General features: G+C 71.6%; 24 protein-coding genes. 4 read left to right on the forward strand and 20 right to left on the reverse strand.

Features of this window, described 5'->3' with window-relative positions:
- The first annotated feature begins 107 nt into the window (after positions 1-107).
- Positions 108-683 carry a hypothetical protein gene (locus tag BA062_RS15620; RefSeq protein WP_110336898.1) on the forward strand — a complete coding sequence of 192 codons (576 nt, stop codon included), beginning with the start codon at positions 108-110 and terminating at the stop codon, positions 681-683.
- A 19-nt stretch (positions 684-702) separates the two neighbouring features.
- Here the strand turns inward: BA062_RS15620 and BA062_RS15625 are convergent, their stop codons facing one another.
- Both BA062_RS15625 and BA062_RS15630 read right to left on the reverse strand, forming a co-directional pair.
- Complete coding sequence (locus tag BA062_RS15625) at positions 703-1,026, reverse strand: DUF3040 domain-containing protein (protein WP_110336900.1); 324 nt, start codon at positions 1,024-1,026, stop codon at positions 703-705.
- 217 nt (positions 1,027-1,243) lie between these two features.
- Positions 1,244-1,642, reverse strand: coding sequence for a pyridoxamine 5'-phosphate oxidase family protein (locus BA062_RS15630; RefSeq protein WP_110336902.1), 399 nt, complete (start codon positions 1,640-1,642; stop codon positions 1,244-1,246).
- A gap of 192 nt (positions 1,643-1,834) precedes the next feature.
- Here BA062_RS15630 and BA062_RS15635 point away from each other — a divergent pair, with 192 nt between their 5' ends.
- The gene (locus BA062_RS15635) at positions 1,835-2,737 is read left to right on the forward strand and encodes a DMT family transporter (protein ID WP_110336904.1); all 903 of its coding nucleotides are present in this window, start codon (positions 1,835-1,837) and stop codon (positions 2,735-2,737) included.
- Here BA062_RS15635 and BA062_RS15640 read toward each other — a convergent pair.
- From BA062_RS15640 to BA062_RS15655, 4 genes are all read right to left on the reverse strand, one after another.
- On the reverse strand, positions 2,716-3,396 hold the full coding sequence (locus tag BA062_RS15640) for a class I SAM-dependent methyltransferase (protein WP_245959832.1): 681 nt from the start codon (positions 3,394-3,396) through the stop codon (positions 2,716-2,718). The two genes, BA062_RS15635 and BA062_RS15640, sit on opposite strands and share 22 nt — an antisense overlap.
- A gap of 303 nt (positions 3,397-3,699) precedes the next feature.
- Positions 3,700-5,013, reverse strand: coding sequence for an MFS transporter (locus BA062_RS15645; RefSeq protein ID WP_110336908.1), 1,314 nt, complete (start codon positions 5,011-5,013; stop codon positions 3,700-3,702).
- Between the two features lie 28 nt (positions 5,014-5,041).
- Positions 5,042-6,697 (reverse strand): dihydroxy-acid dehydratase, encoded by a 1,656-nt coding sequence (ilvD, locus tag BA062_RS15650; RefSeq protein WP_110336910.1) that lies wholly within the window; start codon positions 6,695-6,697, stop codon positions 5,042-5,044.
- A 14-nt stretch (positions 6,698-6,711) separates the two neighbouring features.
- Complete coding sequence (locus tag BA062_RS15655) at positions 6,712-8,091, reverse strand: FAD-dependent oxidoreductase (protein WP_110336912.1); 1,380 nt, start codon at positions 8,089-8,091, stop codon at positions 6,712-6,714.
- 52 nt (positions 8,092-8,143) lie between these two features.
- On the opposite strand from BA062_RS15655, the gene BA062_RS15660 reads away from it, so the two are divergent.
- Positions 8,144-8,782 (forward strand): GntR family transcriptional regulator, encoded by a 639-nt coding sequence (locus BA062_RS15660; RefSeq protein WP_110336914.1) that lies wholly within the window; start codon positions 8,144-8,146, stop codon positions 8,780-8,782.
- On the opposite strand, the gene BA062_RS15665 is transcribed toward BA062_RS15660, so the two are convergent.
- The 10 genes from BA062_RS15665 to BA062_RS15710 all read right to left on the reverse strand — a co-directional run bounded on the left by BA062_RS15665 (position 8,723) and on the right by BA062_RS15710 (position 17,233).
- Positions 8,723-9,088, reverse strand: coding sequence for a hypothetical protein (locus BA062_RS15665; RefSeq protein WP_245959833.1), 366 nt, complete (start codon positions 9,086-9,088; stop codon positions 8,723-8,725). The two genes, BA062_RS15660 and BA062_RS15665, sit on opposite strands and share 60 nt — an antisense overlap.
- Before the next feature lie 209 nt (positions 9,089-9,297).
- Positions 9,298-9,501: a hypothetical protein gene (locus BA062_RS15670; protein WP_110336916.1), complete on the reverse strand. Its 204-nt coding sequence runs from the start codon at positions 9,499-9,501 to the stop codon at positions 9,298-9,300.
- A gap of 332 nt (positions 9,502-9,833) precedes the next feature.
- Positions 9,834-10,562, reverse strand: a complete 729-nt coding sequence (locus BA062_RS15675; protein ID WP_110336918.1) for an alpha/beta hydrolase family protein — start codon at positions 10,560-10,562, stop codon at positions 9,834-9,836.
- A gap of 25 nt (positions 10,563-10,587) precedes the next feature.
- Positions 10,588-11,604, reverse strand: coding sequence for an LLM class flavin-dependent oxidoreductase (locus BA062_RS15680; RefSeq protein ID WP_110336920.1), 1,017 nt, complete (start codon positions 11,602-11,604; stop codon positions 10,588-10,590).
- Positions 11,601-11,906 (reverse strand): TIGR04076 family protein, encoded by a 306-nt coding sequence (locus tag BA062_RS15685; protein ID WP_245959834.1) that lies wholly within the window; start codon positions 11,904-11,906, stop codon positions 11,601-11,603. Before BA062_RS15685 ends, BA062_RS15680 begins: the two co-directional genes overlap by 4 nt.
- 11 nt (positions 11,907-11,917) lie before the next feature.
- Positions 11,918-12,868 carry an ABC transporter ATP-binding protein gene (locus tag BA062_RS15690; protein WP_110336924.1) on the reverse strand — a complete coding sequence of 317 codons (951 nt, stop codon included), beginning with the start codon at positions 12,866-12,868 and terminating at the stop codon, positions 11,918-11,920.
- The gene (locus tag BA062_RS15695) at positions 12,865-13,665 is read right to left on the reverse strand and encodes an ABC transporter ATP-binding protein (RefSeq protein ID WP_110336926.1); all 801 of its coding nucleotides are present in this window, start codon (positions 13,663-13,665) and stop codon (positions 12,865-12,867) included. The genes BA062_RS15690 and BA062_RS15695 overlap by 4 nt, the downstream gene beginning before the upstream one ends.
- 1 nt (position 13,666) lies before the next feature.
- A complete protein-coding gene (locus tag BA062_RS15700; RefSeq protein WP_110336928.1) occupies positions 13,667-14,527 on the reverse strand; it encodes an ABC transporter permease in 861 nt (286 codons plus the stop codon).
- Entirely contained in the window at positions 14,524-15,591 is a 1,068-nt protein-coding gene (locus tag BA062_RS15705) for an ABC transporter permease (protein ID WP_210406855.1), read from the reverse strand. Before BA062_RS15705 ends, BA062_RS15700 begins: the two co-directional genes overlap by 4 nt.
- A gap of 25 nt (positions 15,592-15,616) precedes the next feature.
- Positions 15,617-17,233 (reverse strand): ABC transporter substrate-binding protein, encoded by a 1,617-nt coding sequence (locus tag BA062_RS15710; RefSeq protein ID WP_110336932.1) that lies wholly within the window; start codon positions 17,231-17,233, stop codon positions 15,617-15,619.
- 170 nt (positions 17,234-17,403) lie between these two features.
- Between BA062_RS15710 and BA062_RS15715 the strand changes: the two genes are divergently transcribed.
- Complete coding sequence (locus BA062_RS15715) at positions 17,404-17,937, forward strand: cupin domain-containing protein (protein WP_110336934.1); 534 nt, start codon at positions 17,404-17,406, stop codon at positions 17,935-17,937.
- Here the strand turns inward: BA062_RS15715 and BA062_RS15720 are convergent, their stop codons facing one another.
- The 4 genes from BA062_RS15720 to BA062_RS15735 all read right to left on the reverse strand — a co-directional run bounded on the left by BA062_RS15720 (position 17,938) and on the right by BA062_RS15735 (position 22,253).
- Positions 17,938-19,206 (reverse strand): amidohydrolase family protein, encoded by a 1,269-nt coding sequence (locus BA062_RS15720; RefSeq protein WP_110336936.1) that lies wholly within the window; start codon positions 19,204-19,206, stop codon positions 17,938-17,940.
- Positions 19,207-19,254: 48 nt separating this feature from the next.
- Positions 19,255-20,847: an amidohydrolase gene (locus BA062_RS15725; RefSeq protein ID WP_168213984.1), complete on the reverse strand. Its 1,593-nt coding sequence runs from the start codon at positions 20,845-20,847 to the stop codon at positions 19,255-19,257.
- Positions 20,848-21,042: 195 nt separating this feature from the next.
- The gene (locus tag BA062_RS15730) at positions 21,043-21,552 is read right to left on the reverse strand and encodes a GntR family transcriptional regulator (protein ID WP_342768914.1); all 510 of its coding nucleotides are present in this window, start codon (positions 21,550-21,552) and stop codon (positions 21,043-21,045) included.
- A 113-nt stretch (positions 21,553-21,665) separates the two neighbouring features.
- On the reverse strand, positions 21,666-22,253 hold the full coding sequence (locus BA062_RS15735) for a UbiX family flavin prenyltransferase (protein WP_110336940.1): 588 nt from the start codon (positions 22,251-22,253) through the stop codon (positions 21,666-21,668).
- Between the last annotated feature and the right edge of the window lies 1 nt (position 22,254).

Consider the following 22,254-nt stretch of genomic DNA (forward strand, 5'->3'; position numbering starts at 1 on the left):
AGTCCGTCCATTTCGGGCGTATCTCACCGAAACGGAAGAATCAGCCGCGCGACAGCAAGGGGCGCTTCGCGTCCAAGACGAGCTGGGCCGCGGTCGCCACGGCGGGAGTGGTCGCCTTCGGCGCCACCACGGGCGGGGCCGGCGGCACCGCCGGCTCACTGGGCAGCGGCGCGAGCTCCACCGCGGGCAAGAACCTGGTGGTGCGCAAGGCGGACAGCAAGAAGTCGGCACGCGCCGGGCGGATCGACGAAGCGTGGGGCCGCCTGGGCATGCGCACGCTGCGAAAGGCGACCCGGAAGCACGCCGAGTGCGTGCGCCATTCGTTCGGCGAGGTGAGGCAGTTCCTCACCCGTACCCCTTGCACATCCTTGGACCGTGCGCTGTTCACGGTGGGCGACGGCGACGACGCGGTGGTGGTCTCGGTGGCCTGGGTCGGTTTCCGCACCCGGACGCAGGCGGTGCGGTTCCAGAGCCTCATCGATGTGCACGCCACCGGAGACATCTCCCCGCTGGGCGGCGAGCTCGTCGGCGCGGCCGGTGTTCGGTTCACCGGGCACAACTACGACTCCCAGCTCAACCGCACCGTCCTCACGGTCGCCAAAGCCGAGCCGCTGTCGGGAGAGTTCAGCGCGGACGACCTCGACACGGTGGCCGAGGTCGCCGCCTTGTCACCTCGGCCGTGAAGGCGCCGCGATCAGCGGCTCAGGCGGCGGCGCAGCGGGGGCAGTTCGGTTCCGAGGCCGGAACCAGGTGGTGGCACGCCGGGTCGTAATAGCTCCTCGACACCCACCGGATCGGGCCGACCGCGCCGAGCGCCAGGACGAGCAGACCGAACAACACCCAGCCGGCCACGAGCAGCCCCACCCCCACGACGGCCGCGGCCAGAACGCCCAGGGTGAGGAACGTCGATGTGGAGTCCTCCGGCGGGGTCATCCGGCGCAGCCACTTGTCGAGCCGGGGATCGTCGGCGCGCAGTCCGTGCTCGAGTTCGGACAGTGCGCGTTGTTCCTGCTCACTCAGCGGCATGGCCTGCCACCCGGGAATGGTGCGCCGAATTGAACAAGAGACGTTTTCTCCTTCGGGGTCCACGGAGTTTGAGGCGGGGGATTTCTCCGTCGCAGACATCCTGGTCAGCCTGGGGAGTTCACGCAATGACGGTGGTCACAAATATCAACCGGAATGGGAATTGGGAATTGCACGTTCGCGCAGCGGACAAAGATCGACACTTTTCGTCAGCACCGGTTCACGCGAGGCTCACCCTGCGACCGGTGATCTGTTCGATGTCGATCACGACGACCACGTCGCGGACGCCGGGTGCCCACGGCCGGTGCTCCTGATCGAACAGGGCCACGAGTTCGTCGACGTCGGTCACGCGGCGGGCTCGTCCGAGCACCACCACGCTCCATCCGGTCCTGTCACCCTCGTCGATGCGGTCGGCCTCGAACGCCACCACCTCGCGGTGCAGCCGCCGCGTCCACGAACCGGCGGGGCCGCGCAGGACGATGCGGCCCGCGACGACCCGGAAGTTGACCGGACGGATCGCGGGCAGGGCCTGCTCGGTGTACACGACGCGCCCGACCGGTACGGAGCCCAGCAGCCGCAGGCTCTCCGAGACGCCGAGCCTGTCCATCACAGCGGTCATAGCGCCTCCCACCACACGAGCCATGCCCTCTGGACCCGAGGATCCACCCCGCGACCTCCGGCGAGCAGGGACGGAAGTCCTCACTACCGGTGACCTGCAGCCGGGACGGGCGGACGAGCGACTCCCGGCCCCCGTGCACGGGACTTTCGTCCCTGCCGCCGGAGGCTGCGAGGGCGCACGCTGTGGCCGGTGATGCTCGTCGTCCTTCTCTCGGTGCTCGCCGCGGCGGCCAACGCCGCGGGGTCGGTGCTGCAACGGCTCGGCGTCCGCACCGTGCCTCACGGCATGCGGATGTCGGTGCCCGTGCTGCGCACCCTCGTGCGGAGGCCGGCCTGGGTGCTGGGTGTTGCGGCGATGCTCACGGGGCTGGCGCTGCAGGCCCTGGCGCTCGCCTCCGGTCCGATCGTGCTGATCCAGCCCCTCCTCATCAGCGAGCTCGGCTTCGCCCTGCTGCTGTCGGGGCTGGCCTTCGGCAGCAGGCTCCGCCCCCGGGAGTGGGCGGCGGTGCTGAGCACGGCCGGCGGTGTCGCGCTGCTGCTCGGCGCGCTGGCACCGGGTGGTGGCGACCCGAGCCGGGCCTCGGCGGGCTCCTGGCTGTCCGGATGTGTGCTCACCGTCGGGGTGGTCGGGGCGCTCGTGACACTGGGCCACCGTGACCGGCATGCTCATCGCGCGGTGTACCTCGGGATGGCGGCGGGGACGTGGTTCGCCTTCACCGCGGCGCTGGTGGCGGCCATGACCGACGCGCTCGGCGACGGCGGCGTCAGCGCGCTCGTGTCGGCCTGGCAGACCTACGCCATGATGCTCGCCGGGCCCGCCGGATTCCTGTTGCTGCAGAGCATGCTGCGGGCGGGGAGGCTCGAGGCCTCCCAGCCCGCTCTCGTGCTGTCGAACCCGCTGGCGGCACTCGCCTGGGGTGTCGTGGCCTTCGGCGAGACGGTCCGTGGCGGGGCCTGGATCGCCGCCGCGGCGGTCGCGGCCATCGTCATCGCCGTGTCCACGGCGACGCTCGCGCGCTCGTCCCTGCTCACCGACGACGGCCGCCGCACCCGCGACGCCGAGGAGGGCCTCGTTCACCGGGCGGCGACGAGATAGGCGGTACCCAGCCACCGCCGGGCGCCGCGGCTCACCGTGGTCTCCGGGTGGGCTCGCCACCGGCGCGCCCATTTCCGCACGATCCGGTCGAACGGCGGCAAAAGGGGTGTCACGTCGTAGTAGGCGATGTCGACCGGGCGCAGCCCGAGCCCGCGGAACAGCCGGCACAGTCGTCGGCGGGACAAAGCGCGGATTCCGGTTCTGCTCGCCGCGTGCCTGCGCTCCGGCGGCACCCCGGCCCATCGCTCGGCGTGGCCCAGCAGCCGGACCGCCGGCCAGTAGACCGACCACTCGAACAACCGGTACGGGCTGCGCGGGTTGAGCATCGTGACCACGACAAGGCCGCCGTGACGGACCACGCGCGCCAGCTCACGCAGCGCGCGCAGCGCGTCCGTGTACTCGAGGACCCCCATCGCGACCACGACGTCGAAAGACCGTTCCGGAAACGGCAAATCCTCGATGTCCGCCACGGTCAGGCGGACATCCGCCGCGCCGGCGAGTCTCTCCCGGGCAACCTCGATCATGGCGGCCGACTGGTCGCAGCCGGTGATCCCGAAGTCACCCGGCCGCGTATCGACCAGCCGGCGAAGCAACACGCCGGGACCACAGCCCGCGTCCAGCAGCTCACCGCCAGGACACGTGCGCAGAACTTCGTCCACGACGTGCAACCGCGAGTGGAGATATCGTGCGCCAGGGCTCCAACCCTGATGCGACCCGGCGTACTGTCGTGCGTCGGTCAGCGTTTCGTATTGCGCGGCAACGGTTTCGGCGCGCTGGCGCCGGGATCGCAGGACGTGCACATCTGCCTCCATCGGATCGACTTTCCTGCCGATAGCCGGAAGATGCCGTGATCAGTACTGGCTCGCCACGAGAAGACGAGCAATAGCCAGGAAGTCGCAGTCCGGGCCTCGCCGTTACGGCTACGACACAAAGGGGGGCGAGGGAGATGAGGGGTTCGCCGGTCAGGGCTGCGGCGTCGTGACCTTCGGTGCCACGGGTGGCGACTCGATGTCACGACGCCGGGTCTCCGGTCCCGCCGCGAGCGCGATCAGGGTGAACGCCGTGAGCAGGCCCAGATACACGGCGACCGGCCACCAGTGCCCCGACCACGCGAGCAGCGCGGTCGCGACCAGCGGCAGGAAGCCGCCTGCCAGCACCGAACCGATCTCCCTGGCGAACGCGAACCCGGCGAGCCTGGTCTTGGTGTCGAACAGCTCCGCGAACCACGCCGCCTGCGGCGCCAGCATCGCCGGGTAGCAGATGCCGAGCCCCACGACGAACGCGGCGACGACCGCGACCGGGGAGCGGCTCTCCAGCATGAGGAAGAACGGCACCGTCCACAGCGCGGAGGCGATCGCCCCCGCCGCGTACACCGGTCGGCGTCCCCACCGGTCGGACAGCCAGCCGAACAACGGCACCCCGGCCACCTGCACCGCGGAGGCGATGATCACCGCGGTGAGCCCGAGCGACTCGTCGAGGCCCAGGGTGCCGGTCAGGAACGACACGGCGAACACCGGGAACAGGTAGGCGAACCCGTTCTCGGCGAAGCGGGCACCGATCACGACGAAGAAGCTCCTCGGGTGCCGCCGCACGGCCGCGAACAACGGCACCTTGACCGCCTCGGCCCGTTGCGCGTTCTCGAACGCCGGGGTCTCGTCGACCGCGCTCCGCACGAAGTAGCCGACCGCGAGCATCACGATCCCCAGCAGGAACGGAACCCGCCAGCCCCACTGCCGGAACTGCTCGTCGGGCAGCAACAGGAAGAGCTGGAAGACGCCGGTCGCCAGCAGGGTCGCGAGCGCGAACCCCGCCGGTGCCCACGCACCGGCGAGACCTCTCCGCCGCTGGTCACCGTGCTCGACGGACAGCACCACCGCTCCCGCGTACTCGCCTCCGGCGCCGAAGCCCTGCAGCAGTCGCAGCACGATCAGCAGCACCGGCGCCCACGCGCCGATCTGGTCGTACGTGGGCAGGACGCCGATCAGCGCGGTGGCCACGCCCATCAGCACGATCGTCAGCACCAGCATGGTCTTGCGGCCCACACGGTCGCCGAGGCTGCCCAGCACGATGCCGCCCAACGGGCGGGCGAGGAAGCCGACCGCGTAGGTGGCGAACGTGGCGAGCGTGCCCGCGACGGGGCTGACGGTGGGAAAGAACAGCTCGTTCAGGATGAGCGCGGCGGCGGTGCCGTAGATGAGGAAGTCGTACCACTCCAGGGTGGTGCCAACGAGCGCGGCGATACCGGCGCGCCGGGCCTGGCGTCGGGTGTCGGACATGGGGCCATCTCCTTTGGTGGCGGGGAGGTCAGGGGCGGCGCAGGACGGCGCCGCGCTGGATCGGGCCGACGAGCGCGGCGTACTGGCCGAGCCAGCCGTGCTCGGACGCCGGGTCTCCCGCGGTGACGGGCGCTCCGTCGCGGAGCGGTTCGGCGTCGATGCGCCGCGCGTCGAGATCGATCGCGACGACGTCGCCGTCGCGCAGGCCGGCCAGCGGGCCGCCGTCGGCCGCTTCGGGCATGACCTGCCCGACGACGAGACCGTGGTTGAGCCCGGACAGCTCGCCGTCCGTCACCACGGCCACCTGGCCACCCAGCCCGGCTCCGTTGAGCGCGGCCACGAAGCTCGCCGCGAAGACCGTGCCGGGGCCACCTCGCGGGCCCATGCCGCGCAACACGATGACGTGCCCGGGAACGATCTCGCCGTCGCCCAGCGCAGTGATCGCCTCGTCCTCACCGGCGAACACCTTGGCGGGCCCGGAGAACTGGCGGCGCGCGGCGCCCACGCCCGCGACCTTCACGATCGCACCATCGGGCGCGAGCGACCCGCGCAGGATGAGCAGTCCGGGCTCCTCCGCGATCGGCTCGTCCAGCGGGTGCACCACGTCACCGTCCACGTCGGACGCTTCGGTGATCAGTTCGGCCACCGTCCGCCCGGACACCGTCAGTGCCCCGGTGTGCAGCCGCGGCTCCAGCGCCCGCAGGACGGTCTGCACGCCGCCCACCCGGTCGAGGTCCCACACCTGGTGTGTCCCGTTCGGACGGATCGCGGCGAGCTGCCTGGCATCGCGTCCCTGCGATTCGAACGACCCCACCACGTCGAGGTCCAGCCCGGCCTCGGCGGCCACCGCCGCGAGATGCCGGACGCAGTTGACGGAGCCGCCCAGCGCCAGCGCCACCTCCACCGCGTTCCGGATGGCCGCCGTGGTCAGCACCTGCCGTGCGGTGAGCCCTTCGCCGACGAGCTCGACGATCCGCCGGCCCGCGGCGGCCGCGCGTTCGAGCATCGACTCCGAGTTCGCGCGGGTCGGCGCCGAACCGGGCATGGTCATGCCCAGTGCCTCGGCGAGCACGTGCATGGTGTTCGCCGTCGCCAGTCCGGCGCACACCCCGGGGCCCTGTATCGCGTTGTCGGCCATCTCCCCCAGCTCGTCAACGCTCAACCGGCCGGAGGCGACCGCGCCGACCGACTCGTAGACCGAGTCGATGTCGACCGTGCACCCGCTGAAGGTGCCGCCGCGCTGGTAGCCGCCGATCACGAGCACGGAGGGCAGGTCGAGCCGCGCCGCGGCCATCAGGTGTGCCGGCGTCGTCTTGTCGCAGCTGGACAACAGCACCATGCCGTCGAGCTGGGCGCCTTCGACGGCCGCCTCGACGTCGTTGACGATCAGGTCCCGCGTCGGCATCAGGTAGCGCGCCTTGCGGCCCGCGCTGGTGACGAAGTCGCTGGGCGCGGTGGTGCGGATCTCCAGCGGCAGCCCGCCGGCCTCCCGCACGGCGCCTGCGACGACCTCGGCCACGTCGTCGAGGTGGGCGAAGCACACCGACAGCTTCGACGACGTGTTGACCACGGCGATCTTGGGTTTACGCTGGTCTTCGGCGCTGATGCCCATCGCGCTCCACTGCGCGCGCCGCACCGCCCAGCGGGTGGTGCCCGGCTCGAAGTTGCTTCGCAGCCGATCCATGGTGGTTTCTCCTGTCAGGAAGGGGAAAGGGCGCTTCCGTTGGCCGCCATCGACGCGCGGACGTCCCGTCCGTCGAGCTCGCGATAGGCCACGTCCTTGTCGAGCGAGAGCAGCGTCGCCATCGCGGCGGCGTGGCCGTATTCGAAGCACTGCGCGGTGACCCGCGCGGAGGCCAGTGCCTCGTGCTCGGCGCTCAGGCAGCGCCCGGCGACGATGACGTTCTCGCCGCGTTCGGGGACGAGGGTTCCGTAGGGCACCTCGTAGTAGTCGTCGAGCAGCCAGGTCAGTTTCGGCTTCTCGCCGGCGTGCAGCTCGATGGGCCAGGGCACCCGGCAGATCCCGTCAGGGCGCTTGCGGGCGGCGAGCACGTCGTGGTTGGTCAGCCGCTCGACACCGGTGATCGTCCGAGTCTGGCGGATGCCCGCCTCGACGCCGGTGTCGAGCACGAAGGCGTCCTCGCAGCCGGGGATCCGCTCGGTCAGGAACCGCGCGTAGGAGCGCACCTGGCGGCGTCCCAGGACCTCGGCCTCGGTGAAGTCGGCCGGGTCGATGACGTTGAGCAGCCGCCCGTCCCTGCCCTGGAGCCGGGTCGCGTTGACGAGCAGTTCGCCGGGCCGGGAGGTGGTGAAGATCCAGATCTTGCGGCGGGGCAGGTCCATGCCCTCCGCGCGCGCCTGGTCGATCGCCTCGGTGACGTACGGCGGGCAGATCGTGTCCTCGCCGTAGAACTCCTTGAAGCGCCGGACATCGACGTTGCCGAGCCGGAAGAACATGGTGGGGTTCTGGATGACGCCGCCGTCGCCGAAGGTGTAGCGGTAGCCCGCGCGGGCAACGACCGCCGCGTCGCCGGAGGCGTCGATCGTGCGCGCGGCGAGGATCACCGCGCGGCCGGCGTTCGACTCGACCACGACACCGCGGTGTGCGTCACCGTCGAGGACGACGCCGGTGACCGCGGTGTGGTACAGGATCTTGACGTCGGCCCGCTCGAGCAGGTCGTCGGCGGTTTCGCGCCACCGCAACGGGTCGTGCGCGACCGTCCAGGTCTTGCCGTACACCTGCGGTCCGGTCAGTCCACCTCGGGCCAGCAGCTCGCTCCGGAAACGTTCGGTGAACCCGGCGACGACCTGCCGCGGCTCGCGGTGGCTCTCGGACGCCAGGTACAGGCCGCAGATCGTGCCGGACATGCCCGCGACGGCCGCGCCACCGGCGAAGCCGTACCGCTCCACGATGAGCACCGACCGGCCGGCTTCGGCGGCGACCGTGGCGGCCGCGACGCCCGCCGCCCCGGCCCCGACCACGAGCACGTCGACCTCGGCCAGCACGTCGAGCCCCTGATCAGGGTGGGTGTCCGCGAGCGACCACACCGATATATTGGTCATATGCCGGTTGTACATGACCGGTCCGGGTAATGTCCAGAGCAACCGGACAGCGAGCAGGAGGCGGACCGTGGCGAACAAGGCCGACCAGGCCTACGACGTGCTGGAGCGGATGATCACGTTCCAGGAGCTTCCACCGGGTTCACTGGTGTCCGAGGCGCGGCTGATGGAGCGCACGGGCCTCGGCCGCACCCCGGTGCGCGAGGCCCTGCAGCGGCTCGCCCGCGAACGGATGGTCGAGATCCACCCGAGCCAGGGCGTCTTCGTCGCGGCCACGTCGATCGAGGCGCAGCTCAAGGTGCTGGAACTGCGCCGCTCGCTGGAGGAGCTGGCGGTGCGGCTCGCCGCGCACCGGGCCACGACCGCACAGCGCGAACGCATCCTCGAACTGGCCGAGGTCCTCGCGGCGTTCGACGGCGACGACCCCCAGGAGTTCGGGGACCTGCTCAAGCAGACCCACACGCTGATCGTGGACGCCGCCCACAACGAGTTCATCTCGCTGTCGATGGCGCCGCTGCAAGGACTGTCCCGCCGGTTCTGGTTCGCCCACCTGCGCGACCCGAAGACCGAGCTGCACGAGGCGGCCGATCTCCACGGGCAGATCCTGCGTGCGATCTGCCACGGCGACGAGACCAAGGCGACCGACGCGTCACTGCAGCTCAACGACTACCTGACCGACTTCACCTACCGCACGCTGCGGCACCAGTAGTCCCGGCCCGTTCACGCTCCGAAGTAGACGTGCGCGGCTCACAGTGACGGCAGGTTCGGAGAGGCGTCCCTGAGGGCCTGCCGGGTCGACGCGGGAGCCACGACGTCGTCGATGCGCCAAAGCGTGCCGACGACCTGGGAGAACCCGCGATCTGCAACGCGGCCGCCGGGTGGATCGCCTCGTCCGACAGGCTCTCGGAAGTGCGCGCGGTCTCGCAGGCGACAGGTAGGCGAACCGCGCGCCGGGCAGGCGCAGCCGGGAGAGGTCGAGCACGCGCAACGGTGAGCGGGCGTGGTCGTGCAGCACGAGCCTGCTGTCGGACGGGTTGGCGGGGTCGCTGTAGCCGTGGCACGCGAAGTGCGCCCAGCCGCTGCCCGGACTGCATGCCCACCCTCAGGCGCCCGTGCCAGCTTCCGCCGCTCAACTTACTGGCAACCCGCGCCTCGCGGGCGCGGTACCGGTGGGCTCCGCCCAAACGTCGGCGTCACCGGGCCCGGGCGCCGACGCCCAGGTCGCTACTCGCGGACAGGCGCCGCGGGTGACCCGGCAGCAGCAGCGGAGGCCACCACGTCGCCCGGTTCGTCCCCCTCGCCCGCGACGGTGCGCGGCTGTGGCCCGTCGGCGAGCGGCCAGCCATGACGGCCGACGATCTGGTCGAACAGCGGCGTCGGCTCCCCTTCCCCGCCGAGCGTCGTCCCCCGCGCCCGTTCTCCGTTCATGATGCCCCCTCGACATCCACGATCCGTTCCGCCTGCACCCAGCTCGGCTCGCGATCCGCGGCCGAACCGGGCGATTTCACCCGGCGGCACACGCGACTCCAATCGCGACGACGGGCGACGAGGTACGTCACCCGGTCACCGATTCGCCAACGGCCGTGACCACACTCCCCCATGTCGCCTCACCCCCTGCGAACTCGCTCCGACACCCAGCGGAATCGGGCCAGCCGAGGCTAACAGCTCCCTGCGCCGACCGAAAACGAGTCACTTACCTGGCGGATGTGACGGCATCGGTCAACGTCCACACCGGATCCTTCCGACGTGGAGGTCCTCCGTCACGCCCGGAGCGCGGCCAGCCCCACCAGCTCCGCCGTCACCGCCGGCCAGGCCGCACTGAGCGGGTCGATGACCTCGAAGTGGGCGGCATCCGGCACCACGACGAGCTTCGCGGCCGGATGCGTGTCCACATAGGATTCGCTGACCGCGACCGGAAGCCGGTCCTCGGCGCCGTGCACGAGCACGACCGGTCGCCGCGGTGCCGCCAGCCGCACCGGATCGAGGTCGGCGCGCTCGTCCGGCGGCCCGCCCAGGAACGCGGCCACCGCACCGTCCCCGAGCCCGAGCCGGTGCCCGAGCATCAAATCGGCGACCGGGGCGAGCGCCAGTGTTCCGAGCAGGCCGGGCGGCGGGCAGACCGACGACGCCCAGAGCGCGAGATGCCCGCCCGCGGAGTGCCCGGCGAGCACCACCCCCGACGCGTCCAGCCGCCCCGGCAGCCCCGCCAGCGCGGCCCGCACGTCGGCGACCAGATCGTCCGGTTCGCCCGGTACGCGGCGGTACTCGATCGACAGCACCGGCCAGCCGTCCTCGCGCAGCGCGGCCGCGAGCGGGCGCGTGTGCGTGCGGTCGTACTCCGGCGTCCAGTACCCGCCGTGGATGAACACCAGCAGCGGATACCGGGCTGTGCCGGGCAGCCAGGCATCGGCGACGTGTTCGGGCGCGTCGCCGTAGCGCAGCGTGCGGTCGGGCTCCGGCGCGGGGCGCGTGAGCACGGAACGGTCCATTACGGCCTCCAACACGGTGTCGTCGTCATCCTCGCCCCGCGGACCGGTCGAGCGCGGGCACGACCCTGCTCCCGATCAGCTCGATCCCGCGCAGCGTGTCGAGCCCCTGCGGGGTACCGAACTCGACGCGGCCGGCGCCCGCGTCGATGAGCCGTTGCGCCTGCGCGGCCACCTGGTCGGGCGTACCGGAGAACGCGAACAGGTCCAGCAGCTCGTCGGAGATCAGCGAACCGGCGCCGTCGTGGTCCCCGGCGGCGACGCGCGCCTTGATGTCCGTCAGCAGTTCGTGCGGAACGTCGACGGTGGGATCGAGATCGCCGACGACGCCGAGATACATGGCGACCTCCCGGCGCGCGCGGCGTCGCGCGGCCGCGCCGTCGAGGTCCACGACCGTGACGGCGCCGACGACGATGCGAACCTCGCCGGGTTCCCGTCCCGCCGCCCGCTCCCCCGGCTCGAGCCGCCGCCGCATCACGGGCAGCATCGCGGGATTCGCGGTGCCGCCGATCTTGATCTCCTGGGCGAGCGAGCCCGCCATCGCGACGGCCCGCGGACCCCACGCGCCGATCAGCAGCGGTGGGTCGGGCCGGTGTGTCTCGTAGCGCAGTGCGACGCCGGGCGCCAGCTCGAAGACCTTGCCCCGGAAGCCGGCACCGTCTCCGGCGAGCAGCCGGTAGATGAACTGCACCGCCTCACGCAGGTGCGTGAGCGGGCGCGGCTGCGTGAGCCCGATGTCGCCGAGCCACGTTCCCCGCGCCAGCCCCAGGTAGGCGCGCCCGTCCGAGGCGGAGTCCAGCGCCGCGAGCTGGCCCGCGATCTCGTACGGATGCATCGAGTACGGGTTCCAGCAGGCCGCGCCGAGGCGCACCCTGCCGGTGACCCTCGCCATCTCCAGCAGCGCGGGCAGCGGCGGCTGGAACAGCAGGTCCGCGAACACGCTGAGCACGTCGATGCCGTGGGCCTCGGCGGCCGTCGCGAGCCGCGCGTACTCGGGAAGCGAGAGGTTGCTCTGCAGGCCGAGCCCGATCTCCACCTCCCTCATGTCAGGTCGCCGGAACGCAGGTCGCACCGCCGCGTGCGATCGACGCGCATGACGAGCCGTTCGTCGGGGTCCGGGCAGGCCACGTGGCAGTCCCGTTCGAGCCAGTCCCCCTGGGGCAGATCGCGCTGTTTCGCCGGCAACAGCGGCAGCGCGGCCTGCAGGGCGTACAGGCAGAAGTGCTTGCCCTCGGGGATGCGCAGCTCCGCGCTGTTGGTCAGCTCGAAGTAGTCGCCCACGTCCATCCCGCACACCGAGCGCCCCTCGATGCGCTCGACGGTCACCCGCAGATCCCACAAGCTCATGTCCGGTTGTGTCATGCCGCCCTTCCCGTGTCGTCGTTGTCCAGCCAGCAGGCGACCGTGTGGTCGTCGCCCGCGAGTTCCGGTTCGTCGGCGCAGGCGGCGAACGCCCGCGGGCACCGGGCCCGGAACCGGCATCCGGTGCGCACGGCGGCGGGGTCGCCGACCTCGCCCGCGAGCGCGCGCGGGAGCCCGGCGTCCGGGTCCGCGCTGGGGATCGCCTCGATCAGTGCCCGTGTGTACGGATGTTTCGGGTCCCGCCACAGCTGCTCGGTCGGTCCGGCCTCGACGATGCGGCCGAGGTACATCACCGCGGTCACGTCGGCGAGCCTGCGCACGAGCGCGAGGTCGTGCGAGATGAAGAGCATCCCGACCTCGAGCTGCCGCACCAGCTGGGACAGCACCTCCACCACCTGTGCCTGTGACGACACGTCGAGGGCGGTCACCGGTTCGTCGGCGATGAGCACGTCCGGGCGGGCCACCAGTGCCCTGGCGATCGCGATGCGCTGCAGCTGCCCGCCGGAGAACTGGTGCGGGAACCGCGTGGCGGCCGACTCGTCGAGCCCGACGCGGGTGAGCTGGCCGAGCGCGTACCGTTCCCGTTCCTGCCCGCGACCGACGTCGGGTGGCACCCCGTCCAGCAGCTGGCTCAGCACCGTGCGCCGCGGGTTGAGTGACGAGTACGGGTTCTGGAACACCATCTGCAGACCGATCTCCGCGCGCCGGCGCCTGCGCCAGCCCAGTGGCGTCACCGGCTGGCCGCGCAACCGCACGTCGCCGCCCGCGGGCGCGGACAGCCCCGCCGCGACCCTCGCGAGCGAGGACTTGCCGCACCCGGACTCGCCCACCAGGCCGACGATCTCGCCCGGCCGGACAGTCAGCGACACGCCGTCGACGGCCCGGACCCGGTGACGGCCCGCGGGCCGGTACTCGACCGCGATGTCGGTCAGCTCCAGCAGGCTCATCGCGGCACCTCCGCCGTCTCGGCGCGCGCCGCGAGCAGCGCGCGGGTGTAGGGGTGGCCGGGCGAGCGCAGCAACCGCGCCGTCGGCGCCGACTCGACGACCCGGCCGTGCTGGAACACGCACGTGTGTGTCGCGAGCGAGGCCAGTACGCCGAGGTCGTGGGTGATGAACAGGACGCTCAGCCCGAACTCGGAGCGCAGCGAGTCCAGCAGGGCGAGGATCCCCGCCTGCACGGTGACGTCGAGCGCGGTCGTCGGCTCGTCGGCGATCAGCAGCTTCGGCCGGGCGGCGAGCGCGGAGGCGATGGCGATGCGCTGCAGTTGCCCGCCGGAGAACTGGTGCGGGTACGACCGCAGGGCACGCCCGGGATCGGGCAGGCGAACCTGCTCCAGCAGCTCGATCGCCCGCGCCTTCGCCTGCGTGCGGGTGAGGCCGAGGTGCACGCGCATGTGCTCGGTGAGCTGCCTGCCGATGCTGAGCATGGGATGCAGTGCGGCGGTGGGGTCCTGGAACACCATCGCGATGCCGTGCCCGCGTACCGCGTGCATCGCCTTGCGGTCGCGGTGGTCGAGCTCGGCACCGTCGAACCGCAGCGTGCCGGACACCTCCGCACCGGAGGGCAGCAGGTCGAGCAGGGTCCGGGCGGTCATGCTCTTGCCAGAGCCGCTCTCCCCCGCGATGCCGACGATCTGTCCGCGTTGGACGGTCAGAGAGACGTCGTTGAGCACCGGCACCGGGCCGTCGGGTCCGGGCAGGCGCACCGCGAGATTCTCCACGGCGAGCAGTTCGTCGCTCATGTCAGCGGCCTCCCACGAGGTTGGGGTCGAACCGGTCGCGGATGGCGTCGCCCAGGATGTTGCACGCCAGCACCACGGTCAGAATCGCCAGGCCGGGGAACACGCTGACCCACCACATGCTGATGTCGTTGGAGCCGAGCGCCACCATCGCGCCCCACTCCGGTGCGGGCGGGCGCGGGCCGAGCCCGAGAAACGACAGGCCGGCGAGCAGCAGCACCGCGTTGCCGAGCTCGAGCGTCGCGAGCACGATGGCCGGACCGACGCTGTTCGGGATGACGTCGCGGCGGAGCACCGTCACCGGCCCGACGCCGAGCATCCGGGCGGCGGAGAGGTAGTTCTCGCCGCGGATGCTCAGCACGGCACCGCGGATGACGCGCGCGTACACCGGCCACGACACGATCACGAGCGCCAGCACGGCGTTGGTCGCGCTCGGCCCGAAGGCGGCCGTGACCGCCATCGCGAGGATGATCTGCGGGAACGCGAACACCAGGTCGGTGACGCGCATGATGATCTCGTCGGCGACCCGGCCGAGGTAGCCGGCGACGAGACCCAGCAACCCGCCCACCAGCAGTGCTCCGGCCACGATCGCGAGCGCGAGCGGGATCGACAGCCGGGCACCGTGCAGCACGCGGCTGAGCACGTCGCGGCCGAGCTCGTCGGTGCCGAACGGGTGTGCCGCCGACGGCGGTGCGTAGATGTCGGCGCTCTGCGCGAGCGGGTCGTAGGGGCTGAGCCAGCCCGCCAGCACGGCCACCGCGAGCCACGCGGCGAGGACGACGAGCGCGGTGACCACGACGGGCTGGCGCCAGACGCGGTGCCGCCGGGTGCGGGCCCCGGACCGGGGCAGGACGGTCGCTGTCATGAGAGGCGGATCCTCGGGTCGGCGAGGCCGTAGAGCAGATCCACGACCAGGTTGATCAGGATGTAGGTCGCCGCGACGAACAGGGTCACGCCGAGAATCGCGGGCCGGTCGAGAGCGCTGGCGCTGGTGTAGGCGTAGTTGCCGAGGCCGGGCCAGGCGAAGACGCTCTCGATCAGCACCGTGCCGGCGAGCATCGAGGCGAACGTCAGCCCGGCCATCGTCATGATCTGCACGAGGCCGGCGCGCAGCAGGTGCCGGAACAGCACCGTGCGCGGCGGCAGTCCCTTGGCGTGCGCGGCCGTGATGTAGTCCTTGCGGAGCACCTCCAGCAATGCCGAGCGGACGAACCGGACGAGGGTCGCGGTGGTGACGAGGGTCAGCACGAGCACGGGCAGTGCCGCGTGCTGCACGGCGTCCCAGGCCAGCATCGGGTCACCGGCGAGCAGGGCGTCCACGGGGTAGAGCCCGGTGACCGAGGGCGGCGGGGAGAACTCGGGACTGAGCCGTCCGCCGCCCGGGGAGAGGCCGAGCACGAAGAAGAACAGGTACAGCGCCAGCAGGGACAGCCAGAACGGCGGTGTCGACAGCCCCAGCAGCGAGCCGATCCGCACGGCCTGGTCGGCGGCCCTGCCGTGCCGCAGCGCGGCGAACATGCCGATGCCGATGCCGAGCAGGACCGACAGCAGGATCGCGGGCAGTGCGATCTCGAGCGTCGCGGGGATGTGGTCGAGCAGGTCCTCGACCACGGGCCTGCCGGTGTGCTGCGAGGTGCCGAGATCGCCCTGCACCAGGTTCCGGAGGTAGGTCAGGTACTGCACGGGCAGCGGTTCGTCGAGACCCCACCGCTGTTCGAACGCCGCCACCGCGGCCGGGTCACCGAGCGCCTCGTCGGACAGGTTGGCGGCCACGGGGTCGCCCGGAACGGCCTGCACGAGCAGGAAGCCGATCAGCGTCGAGCCGAACAGCAGGCCGACGGCGATGGCGAGCCGCCGCGCGAGGTAGCGCACGATCGGCGGTACGCGCGGGCGCCGCGCGGGCGGCGCGCTGGTTTCCACTGTGGTCACGGGTTCTCCTCCCGGGTCGGCACGCTCAGGAAGCGGGCCGGACGGCGGCCAGGTCGACGATCCAGCCGGCCGGCGTGTACTCGGCTCCGCTGACCTCGGGCGTGCTCACGACCGTGCCCGAGTTGTTGCCCAGCAGCACGTACGGCGCATCGCGGTACATCGCGTGCTGCCAGCGCACGACCGCGGCGTTGCGTTGTTCGTCGGTGGTGGCGGCGAGGAAGTCGTCCGTCGCCGACAGCACGTCGGCGGACGCCTTGTCCTCGGTCCAGTTCATGCGCTCGGCGTTGACGCCGCCGGGCGACATCACGCGGACCATCGAGTCGGCCCTCGGGTAGGTCAGCGCCTGCGGCGTCATGCCCATCTGCGCCTTGCCGCCGCGGTACTGCTCCAGGAACGAGTTCATCGGCAGGGGCCGCAGTTCGATGGTGATGCCCGCCTTGGCCGCGTCACCCTGCACCTTGGTGGCGATCGTGCCGAGGTCGACGCCGCGGTAGGTGATGGCAGGGTAGATGAACTCGATGGCCGGGTCGGTGAGGCCCGCGTCGCGCAGCAGTTTCCTGGCCAGCGGCAGGTCCTGGCGGAGCGTGTCCTGCTTCGGCAGCGTGCCGGGGTACGCGGGTGCGATCAGTCCGCGGGCGGGTCCGCTGCGGCTGCCGAACAGCTCGGCGAGACCGCGGTAGTCCAGCGCCGCGCGCACGGCCCTGACGAACTCCGGTCGCGAGCCCACCCGCGAGACCTGGGGGTCGGTGTTGACGAACGAGAAGTACGACGTGTCCGGCTGCTGCGAGACCGTCAGCGAGGGCGGCAGCCCCTCCAGCAGCGTGCCCGCGATGTCGAGCGCGATCTCCGGGCTCGACGACCGGGTCAGGGTCAGCTTCTGGTTCTGCGCTTCCATGTTCCGGATCACCACCCGGGCGTAGCCGGGCTTGTCACCCCAGTAGTTCTCGTTGGCGGTGAGCACCAGCTGCTCGCCGGGCTGGTTCCGCTCGAGCACGTAAGGCCCGCTGCCCGCGGTGTTCTGGTCCAGATAGGACTGTGCGCGATCCTGCGACGCGGCGCTCTCGTCGGAACGCCCACCGTGCTCGGCGACCACGTCCGCGTTCACGATGGAGGCGGCGGGCATCGCCATGAGCACGGGCACGTTCGGGTTCGGGGCCCGCGAGGTGACGCGCACCGTACGGTCGTCGACGGCACGGATGTCCAGATCGGCGAAGTACGCGGACGTGCTGCCCTTGAGGTTCACGAGGCGGTTCAGGGAGAACTCGGCGTCCTCGGCGGTCACGGGTGTGCCGTCGGAGAACGTGGCGTTCTCGCGCAGCGTGAAGGTGAACCGGGTGGCGTCCGGTGAGGCCTCGTACGACTCCGCCAGGCCCGGCTTCGGCTCGGTCACGTCGCCGCCCTCGAAGGTGAGCAGCGACTCGTAGAGGACGTGCACGGCCAGGTAACCGGTCTGCTCGTACACCATCCCGGGGTCGAGTGTCTTGTACACAAAGGACGTGTCGACGACGAGGGTGTTGTCTCTCGCCGCCGAACCGGCCCGGCCTGCCGTGCACGCACTCAGCACGCACGTGACGACGGCGGCCAGCGACACGGCGGCGAGCAGCCGACGGCGCCGGGCGGGGACTCGGAACCGACGGGGCATGTTTCCTCCGGAAGAGTTCGCCGAGCGGAGACATCGGAGTCAAACCCGCCGCGGAAGTATAGTCAAGGTGTACGCGTGTTTATCTTGAGTAAACTGGCGCCGAATGCTCCGCGGTTGGCTCCGAATAGGGCACTATCGGACAACCGCACCAGCGAAAGGACGGCGACACCGTGCTCGGCAACCGGATTCGGGACCTGCGCAAGGAGCGCGGGCTGACGCTGCGGCAACTGGCGGCACGCATCGAGGTCACTCCCGGTCTGCTGAGCCAGATCGAGAACGGCACCACCGACCCGAGCCTGACCACGATCCGCAAGCTCGCGGGGGCCTTCGGTACGTCGCTGGCGGAGATGTTCTCCGACGACGCGCCCACCGTGCACGTCACGCGGCCGGGCCACCGCCCGCAGCTGCGCCGGTCCAACGGCCACCTGCTCTACGACCGGCTCACCCCGGGACGCGGCGACCTGGAGGTGCTGCTCGGCCAGCTCGCCCCCGGCGAGGCGACCTGCGACGAGCCGTGGGGTCACGCGTCGACGGAGTGCACGCTCGTGCTGGAGGGCACGATCACGGTCGAGGTGGGCGGCGGCACGTATACGCTGGGCAAGGGCGAGAGCGTCACGTTCGACTCCCGCCTGCCCCACCGCTACGTCAACACGGGGAAGCGGCCCGCGGAGTTCGTCGTGTCGGTGACGCCGCCCAACCCGTGACTATCCGAGTGCGGCGGGCTCCCGTTGTGCCGCGACCGCACGGGCCCGGTCGTCCCGGACCACCTCGCCGCCCCGGAAAACCATCGAGATCGACCGGAACGCCGAGGTGTCGGCGAGCGGGTCCTCATCCAGGACGAGCAGATCCGCGTACTTGCCCTCGGTGACCGAGCCCAGCACGTCACCGGCGCCCAGCCAGCGCGCGGGCGTGATCGTCGCCGCCCGCAGCGCCTCGCGGGTCCCGAGCCCTCCGGAAGCCATGTACTCCAGTTCCCGCACGGCGGCACTGGTGCCCTCGAACCTCCAGAACGGCGGCATGTCGCTGCCGAGCATCACCTCGACCCCGGCCTCCAGCGCCCACGCGTAGCTCTGGAGGTGCCGCTCCCCCGCGCCGAGGGACCGCTGCTGCATCCATTCCGGAACGCCCAGCTCGTCGAAGAACTCCTTGCACCGTGTCACCACGAGCGTCGGCACGTAGGCGCAGCCGCGCTCGGCCATCAGGCCGGTCAGCTCCCGGGTCAGCTCGTATCCGTGCTCGACGCAGTCCAGCCCGAGCTCCACCGCTTCCCGGATCACCGGCCACGGACCGGCGTGGGCCGTCACCTTCCGGCCCCACTCGTGGGCGGTGGTGATGACGGCGGACAGCTCCTCCGTGGTCACCTGCCGGGTGTCGATGGCCTCGTGCCTGCCCGAGATGCCGCCGGAGATCATCACCTTGATCAGGTCGGCACCGGCCTTGATCTGCGTGCGCACTCCCCGGCGGAACTCCGTGGCGCCGTCGCATTCGAACGCGCCGGACGATCCGTGACCGTGCCCGCCGGTACAGGTGAGCGCCCTTCCCGCGGTGAAGATGCGCGGACCCGGCACGAACCCGGAGTCGATCGCCGTGCGCAGCGCGAAGTCCGCGTGGTCCTTCTCGCCGACACACCGTACCGTGGTGACTCCACTGTGGAGTGTCCTTCGGGCGCCGTCGGCCATGTACAGCGCGAGATCGTGCGCGCCCATGCGCTTGACGCGTTCCCCGAGCGCACCGGGAAGCGACAACGAGAAGTGGGTGTGCATGTTGATCAGCCCTGGCGTGACGTACGCGCCCGCCAGGTCCAGCTCCACACAGCCCGCCGCCCGGGCACGGGCGGCGAGAGCGGGGCCGGTGCCCACCTCCCTGATCCGGTCGCCCTCGACCCACACGGCGGCGTTTCGCAATGGGGCCTCGGCGAGCGGGTCGACGACCGTGCAGTCACGCAACAGGTATCCGGGCGCCGTTGCGGTCATGGGCAGCTCCTTGTCGTGTCGTTCGTCCGGTGTCGAGGAAACGCGGAGTCAGTCGTCGGTCCACACGGGTCTGCCGTCGACGGCGACGAGCGCGGGCCGCAGCGAGGGCCAGTCCTCCGGCGCGCGGCCGAGCGGGTTCTCCGGCCAGACCGCGAAGTCGGCGACGGCACCCGGCGTGAGCACCCCGACGTCCGGCAGCCCGATGTAGTGCCCGGCCTCGCGGGTGTAGAGCGAGAGTGCCTGGTGCGGCGTGAGCGCCTCGTGCTCGCCGAGGCTCGAACCGTCCCACGCCTTGCGGGTGACCGCGATCGCCGCGCCCGTGAGCGGGTCGCACGGGTGGGTGTCGGACCCGCCCGCGAACCGCGCGCCGCGGCGCGCCATCGTGCCGAACGGCACGGCCTGTCCGGCCAGGGCGCCCCACACCGCGCGCATCTCCCGGGCGTAGGTGTAGGCGAGCGCGGGCTGCACCGAGAGTCCGATGCCGAGCTCGGCGCAGTCGTCGAGATCGCGCTCGCCGATGAGGAAGGCGTGCGCGATCGACACCTGGCCGGGCGTGAACACCGCACCCCCGGCGCGCAGCTCCCGTACGGCGGCGGTGACGGCGGCGATCGCTCCGCCGCCCATCGCGTGCACGCAGAGCGGCCAGGCCCGGTCGGCACACAGGCGCAGCACGGTGCGCAGCTCGCCGGGCGAGTAGCGGGCGTTGCGCTCGCTGCCGGGTTCCTCGCCGGGACGGTGCCACGCGCCGGTGAACTCGCCGTCGAGGACCAGTTTGAGCGCCCACGCGCGGAGCCGGCCGTCGCCGTCTCCCGGCAGCGCCGTGCTCTGCCGGACGCGGTCGAGCTCCTCGGTGAAGTCGCGGCGCCAGTCGAAGCGGTTCATCAACAGGACGCGCTGGGCGAGCACGCCGCGGTCGGCGGCGGCGCGGTAGAGCCGCCAGGCGGCGTCGAATCCCGCGGGAAGTCCGGGATCGACGACGGTCGTGACGCCCATCTCGAGCAGTCGCCGGGAGGCACAGGCCAGCAGGTCGAGCTGGTGTTCGTGCTCGTGCACGCCGGGCCGGTACAGCGCGTCGTTGACCAGCCGCACGCGCGTGCCGTGGAGGTGCCCCGTGGCGGGATCCCACTCACCGTCGCCCGCGTCCGCGAGCAGTCCGGCCAGTGCCGTCGCGGCGGCGCTGTTCAGTGCACCGTGGTCGGGCCTGCGGTACAGGAACACCGGATGGCCGCCCGCTGCGGCGTCCAGTTCGGCGCGGGTCGGCAGCCTGCCCTCGGCGAGGTTGCGTTCGTGCCAGCCCCCGGCGTCGCCGAGGCACCGGATCCACGCACCCGGCGCGGTGCCGTCGGCCCGCTCGCGCACGCGCTCGCACACGTCGGCGACATCGCGGGCGCCGTCGAGCGCGAGCATCGAGAACTCGTGCGAGACCTTCTCGAGGTGCATGTGGGTGTCGCAGAAGCCCGGCAGCACGGCGGCCCCGTCGAGCCGGGTACGGCGGGTCCGGGGACCGGCGAGCGGTGCCAGCTCGTCGCCGGAACCGACCGCGACGATCCGTCCTTCGGTGACGGCCAGTGCCGACGCGGCAGGGATCGCCGGGTCGAAGGAGACGATCTCCCCACCGGTGAGCAACCAGTCGACGGACACGCGCGCACCCTCCATTTCGGACGCCGTGGCGAGCGGTGGGCTCGCGACTGGCCCATTAGAGCCGGGCGCAGCACGTATAGTCAAGATGCACAGTATTTAGTCCAGGTAAAACGACCCAGGCAGCTGCGCGGACGCGGCAGGCCGTAGCAGGATCGAAGGGCGAGGGCGCCGACGACCTTGGAATCGTAAGTTCGGCTACCGAGGCACCTTCCGATGACCATTCAGCCGACGGCGTGCCCGTGAGAAGATGAGCGCGGCCCTGACGGGCCGGATCGCGCCGGCCGGCGACCTCACCGAGGCTCGTCCGGCGCAGCGCACCGGGACTCGCGGGTTGACCACAGTGGACGGTGAGCGGCTACCTGGAGAACCGGTCGATCCGGGCATAGGCGGCTCGCACCGCCTCGGCCGCCGTCTCGGAGCCGGCGCCGAGGTGGCGCGCGCAGGCGGCGAACCTCGCCGCGCCCGCGTGCAGGAGCGAGTCCGGGCTCTGCCGGTCGGCGAGCCCGGTCCCCGTGGTGCCCTGGTCCTGCCCGTCGTGACCAGGCCTGCGGCTTCCAGCTCACGGAAGACCCGCGCGACCGTGCCGGAGGCCGGCCCGAGGTCGCGCGCGAACTGCCGGATCGGGGGCAACCGCGCACCCGGCGGCAACCTGCCGCCCGCGATCAGGCGCGAGAACTGGTCGTGAACCTGCTTCCACGGCGCCACCCCGCTGTCGGCGTCGACCGTGATCCGCGGCCCCGATCATCACCGCGAGGCCGAACAGGCCGAGGACACCGGGCGCGGCCGGCGTGTCGTCCCAGGCCACGGGACCGCACGGGTCAGCCGCGCGACTCCGCCGTCCAGCGCGCCGTCGCCGGATGCGGCAGGCGCAGGGCGTCGAGCGCCCTGCCGACGGTCTGGGTAATCATCGTGTCCAGCGAGTCGGGCCGCGTGTAGAACGCGGGCACCGGCGGCATGATCGTGGCGCCGATGTCGCACGCCTGCGCCAGCAGCCGGAGGTGCCCCGCGTGCAGCGGCGTCTCGCGCACCATCAGCACGAGCGGCCTCCGCTCCTTCAGCGTCACGTCGGCCGCGCGCACCAGCAGGGTGTCGTCGTAGCTGTTGGCGATGCCCGACAGCGACTTGATGCTGCAGGGCGCCACGAGCATGCCGTCGGTGGGGAACGACCCGCTGGAGATGGCGGCGCCGAGATCGTGCTCGGAGTAGACCTGGTCGGCGAGCGCCTTGACGTCGGCGACGCTCAGGTCCGTCTCCTGGGCGAGCGTCGCGCGGGCCGCCTTCGTGAACACGAGGTGCGTCTCGACACCGAGCTGGGACAACAACTCCAGGGCGCGGACGCCGTAGAGCACGCCCGAGGCGCCGCTGATTCCCACGACGATCCTGGGCGGGAACCGCTCCTCTTCCATG

It is taken from the genome of Prauserella flavalba, from assembly GCF_003202235.1.
Lineage (GTDB): Bacteria > Actinomycetota > Actinomycetes > Mycobacteriales > Pseudonocardiaceae > Prauserella_A > Prauserella_A flavalba.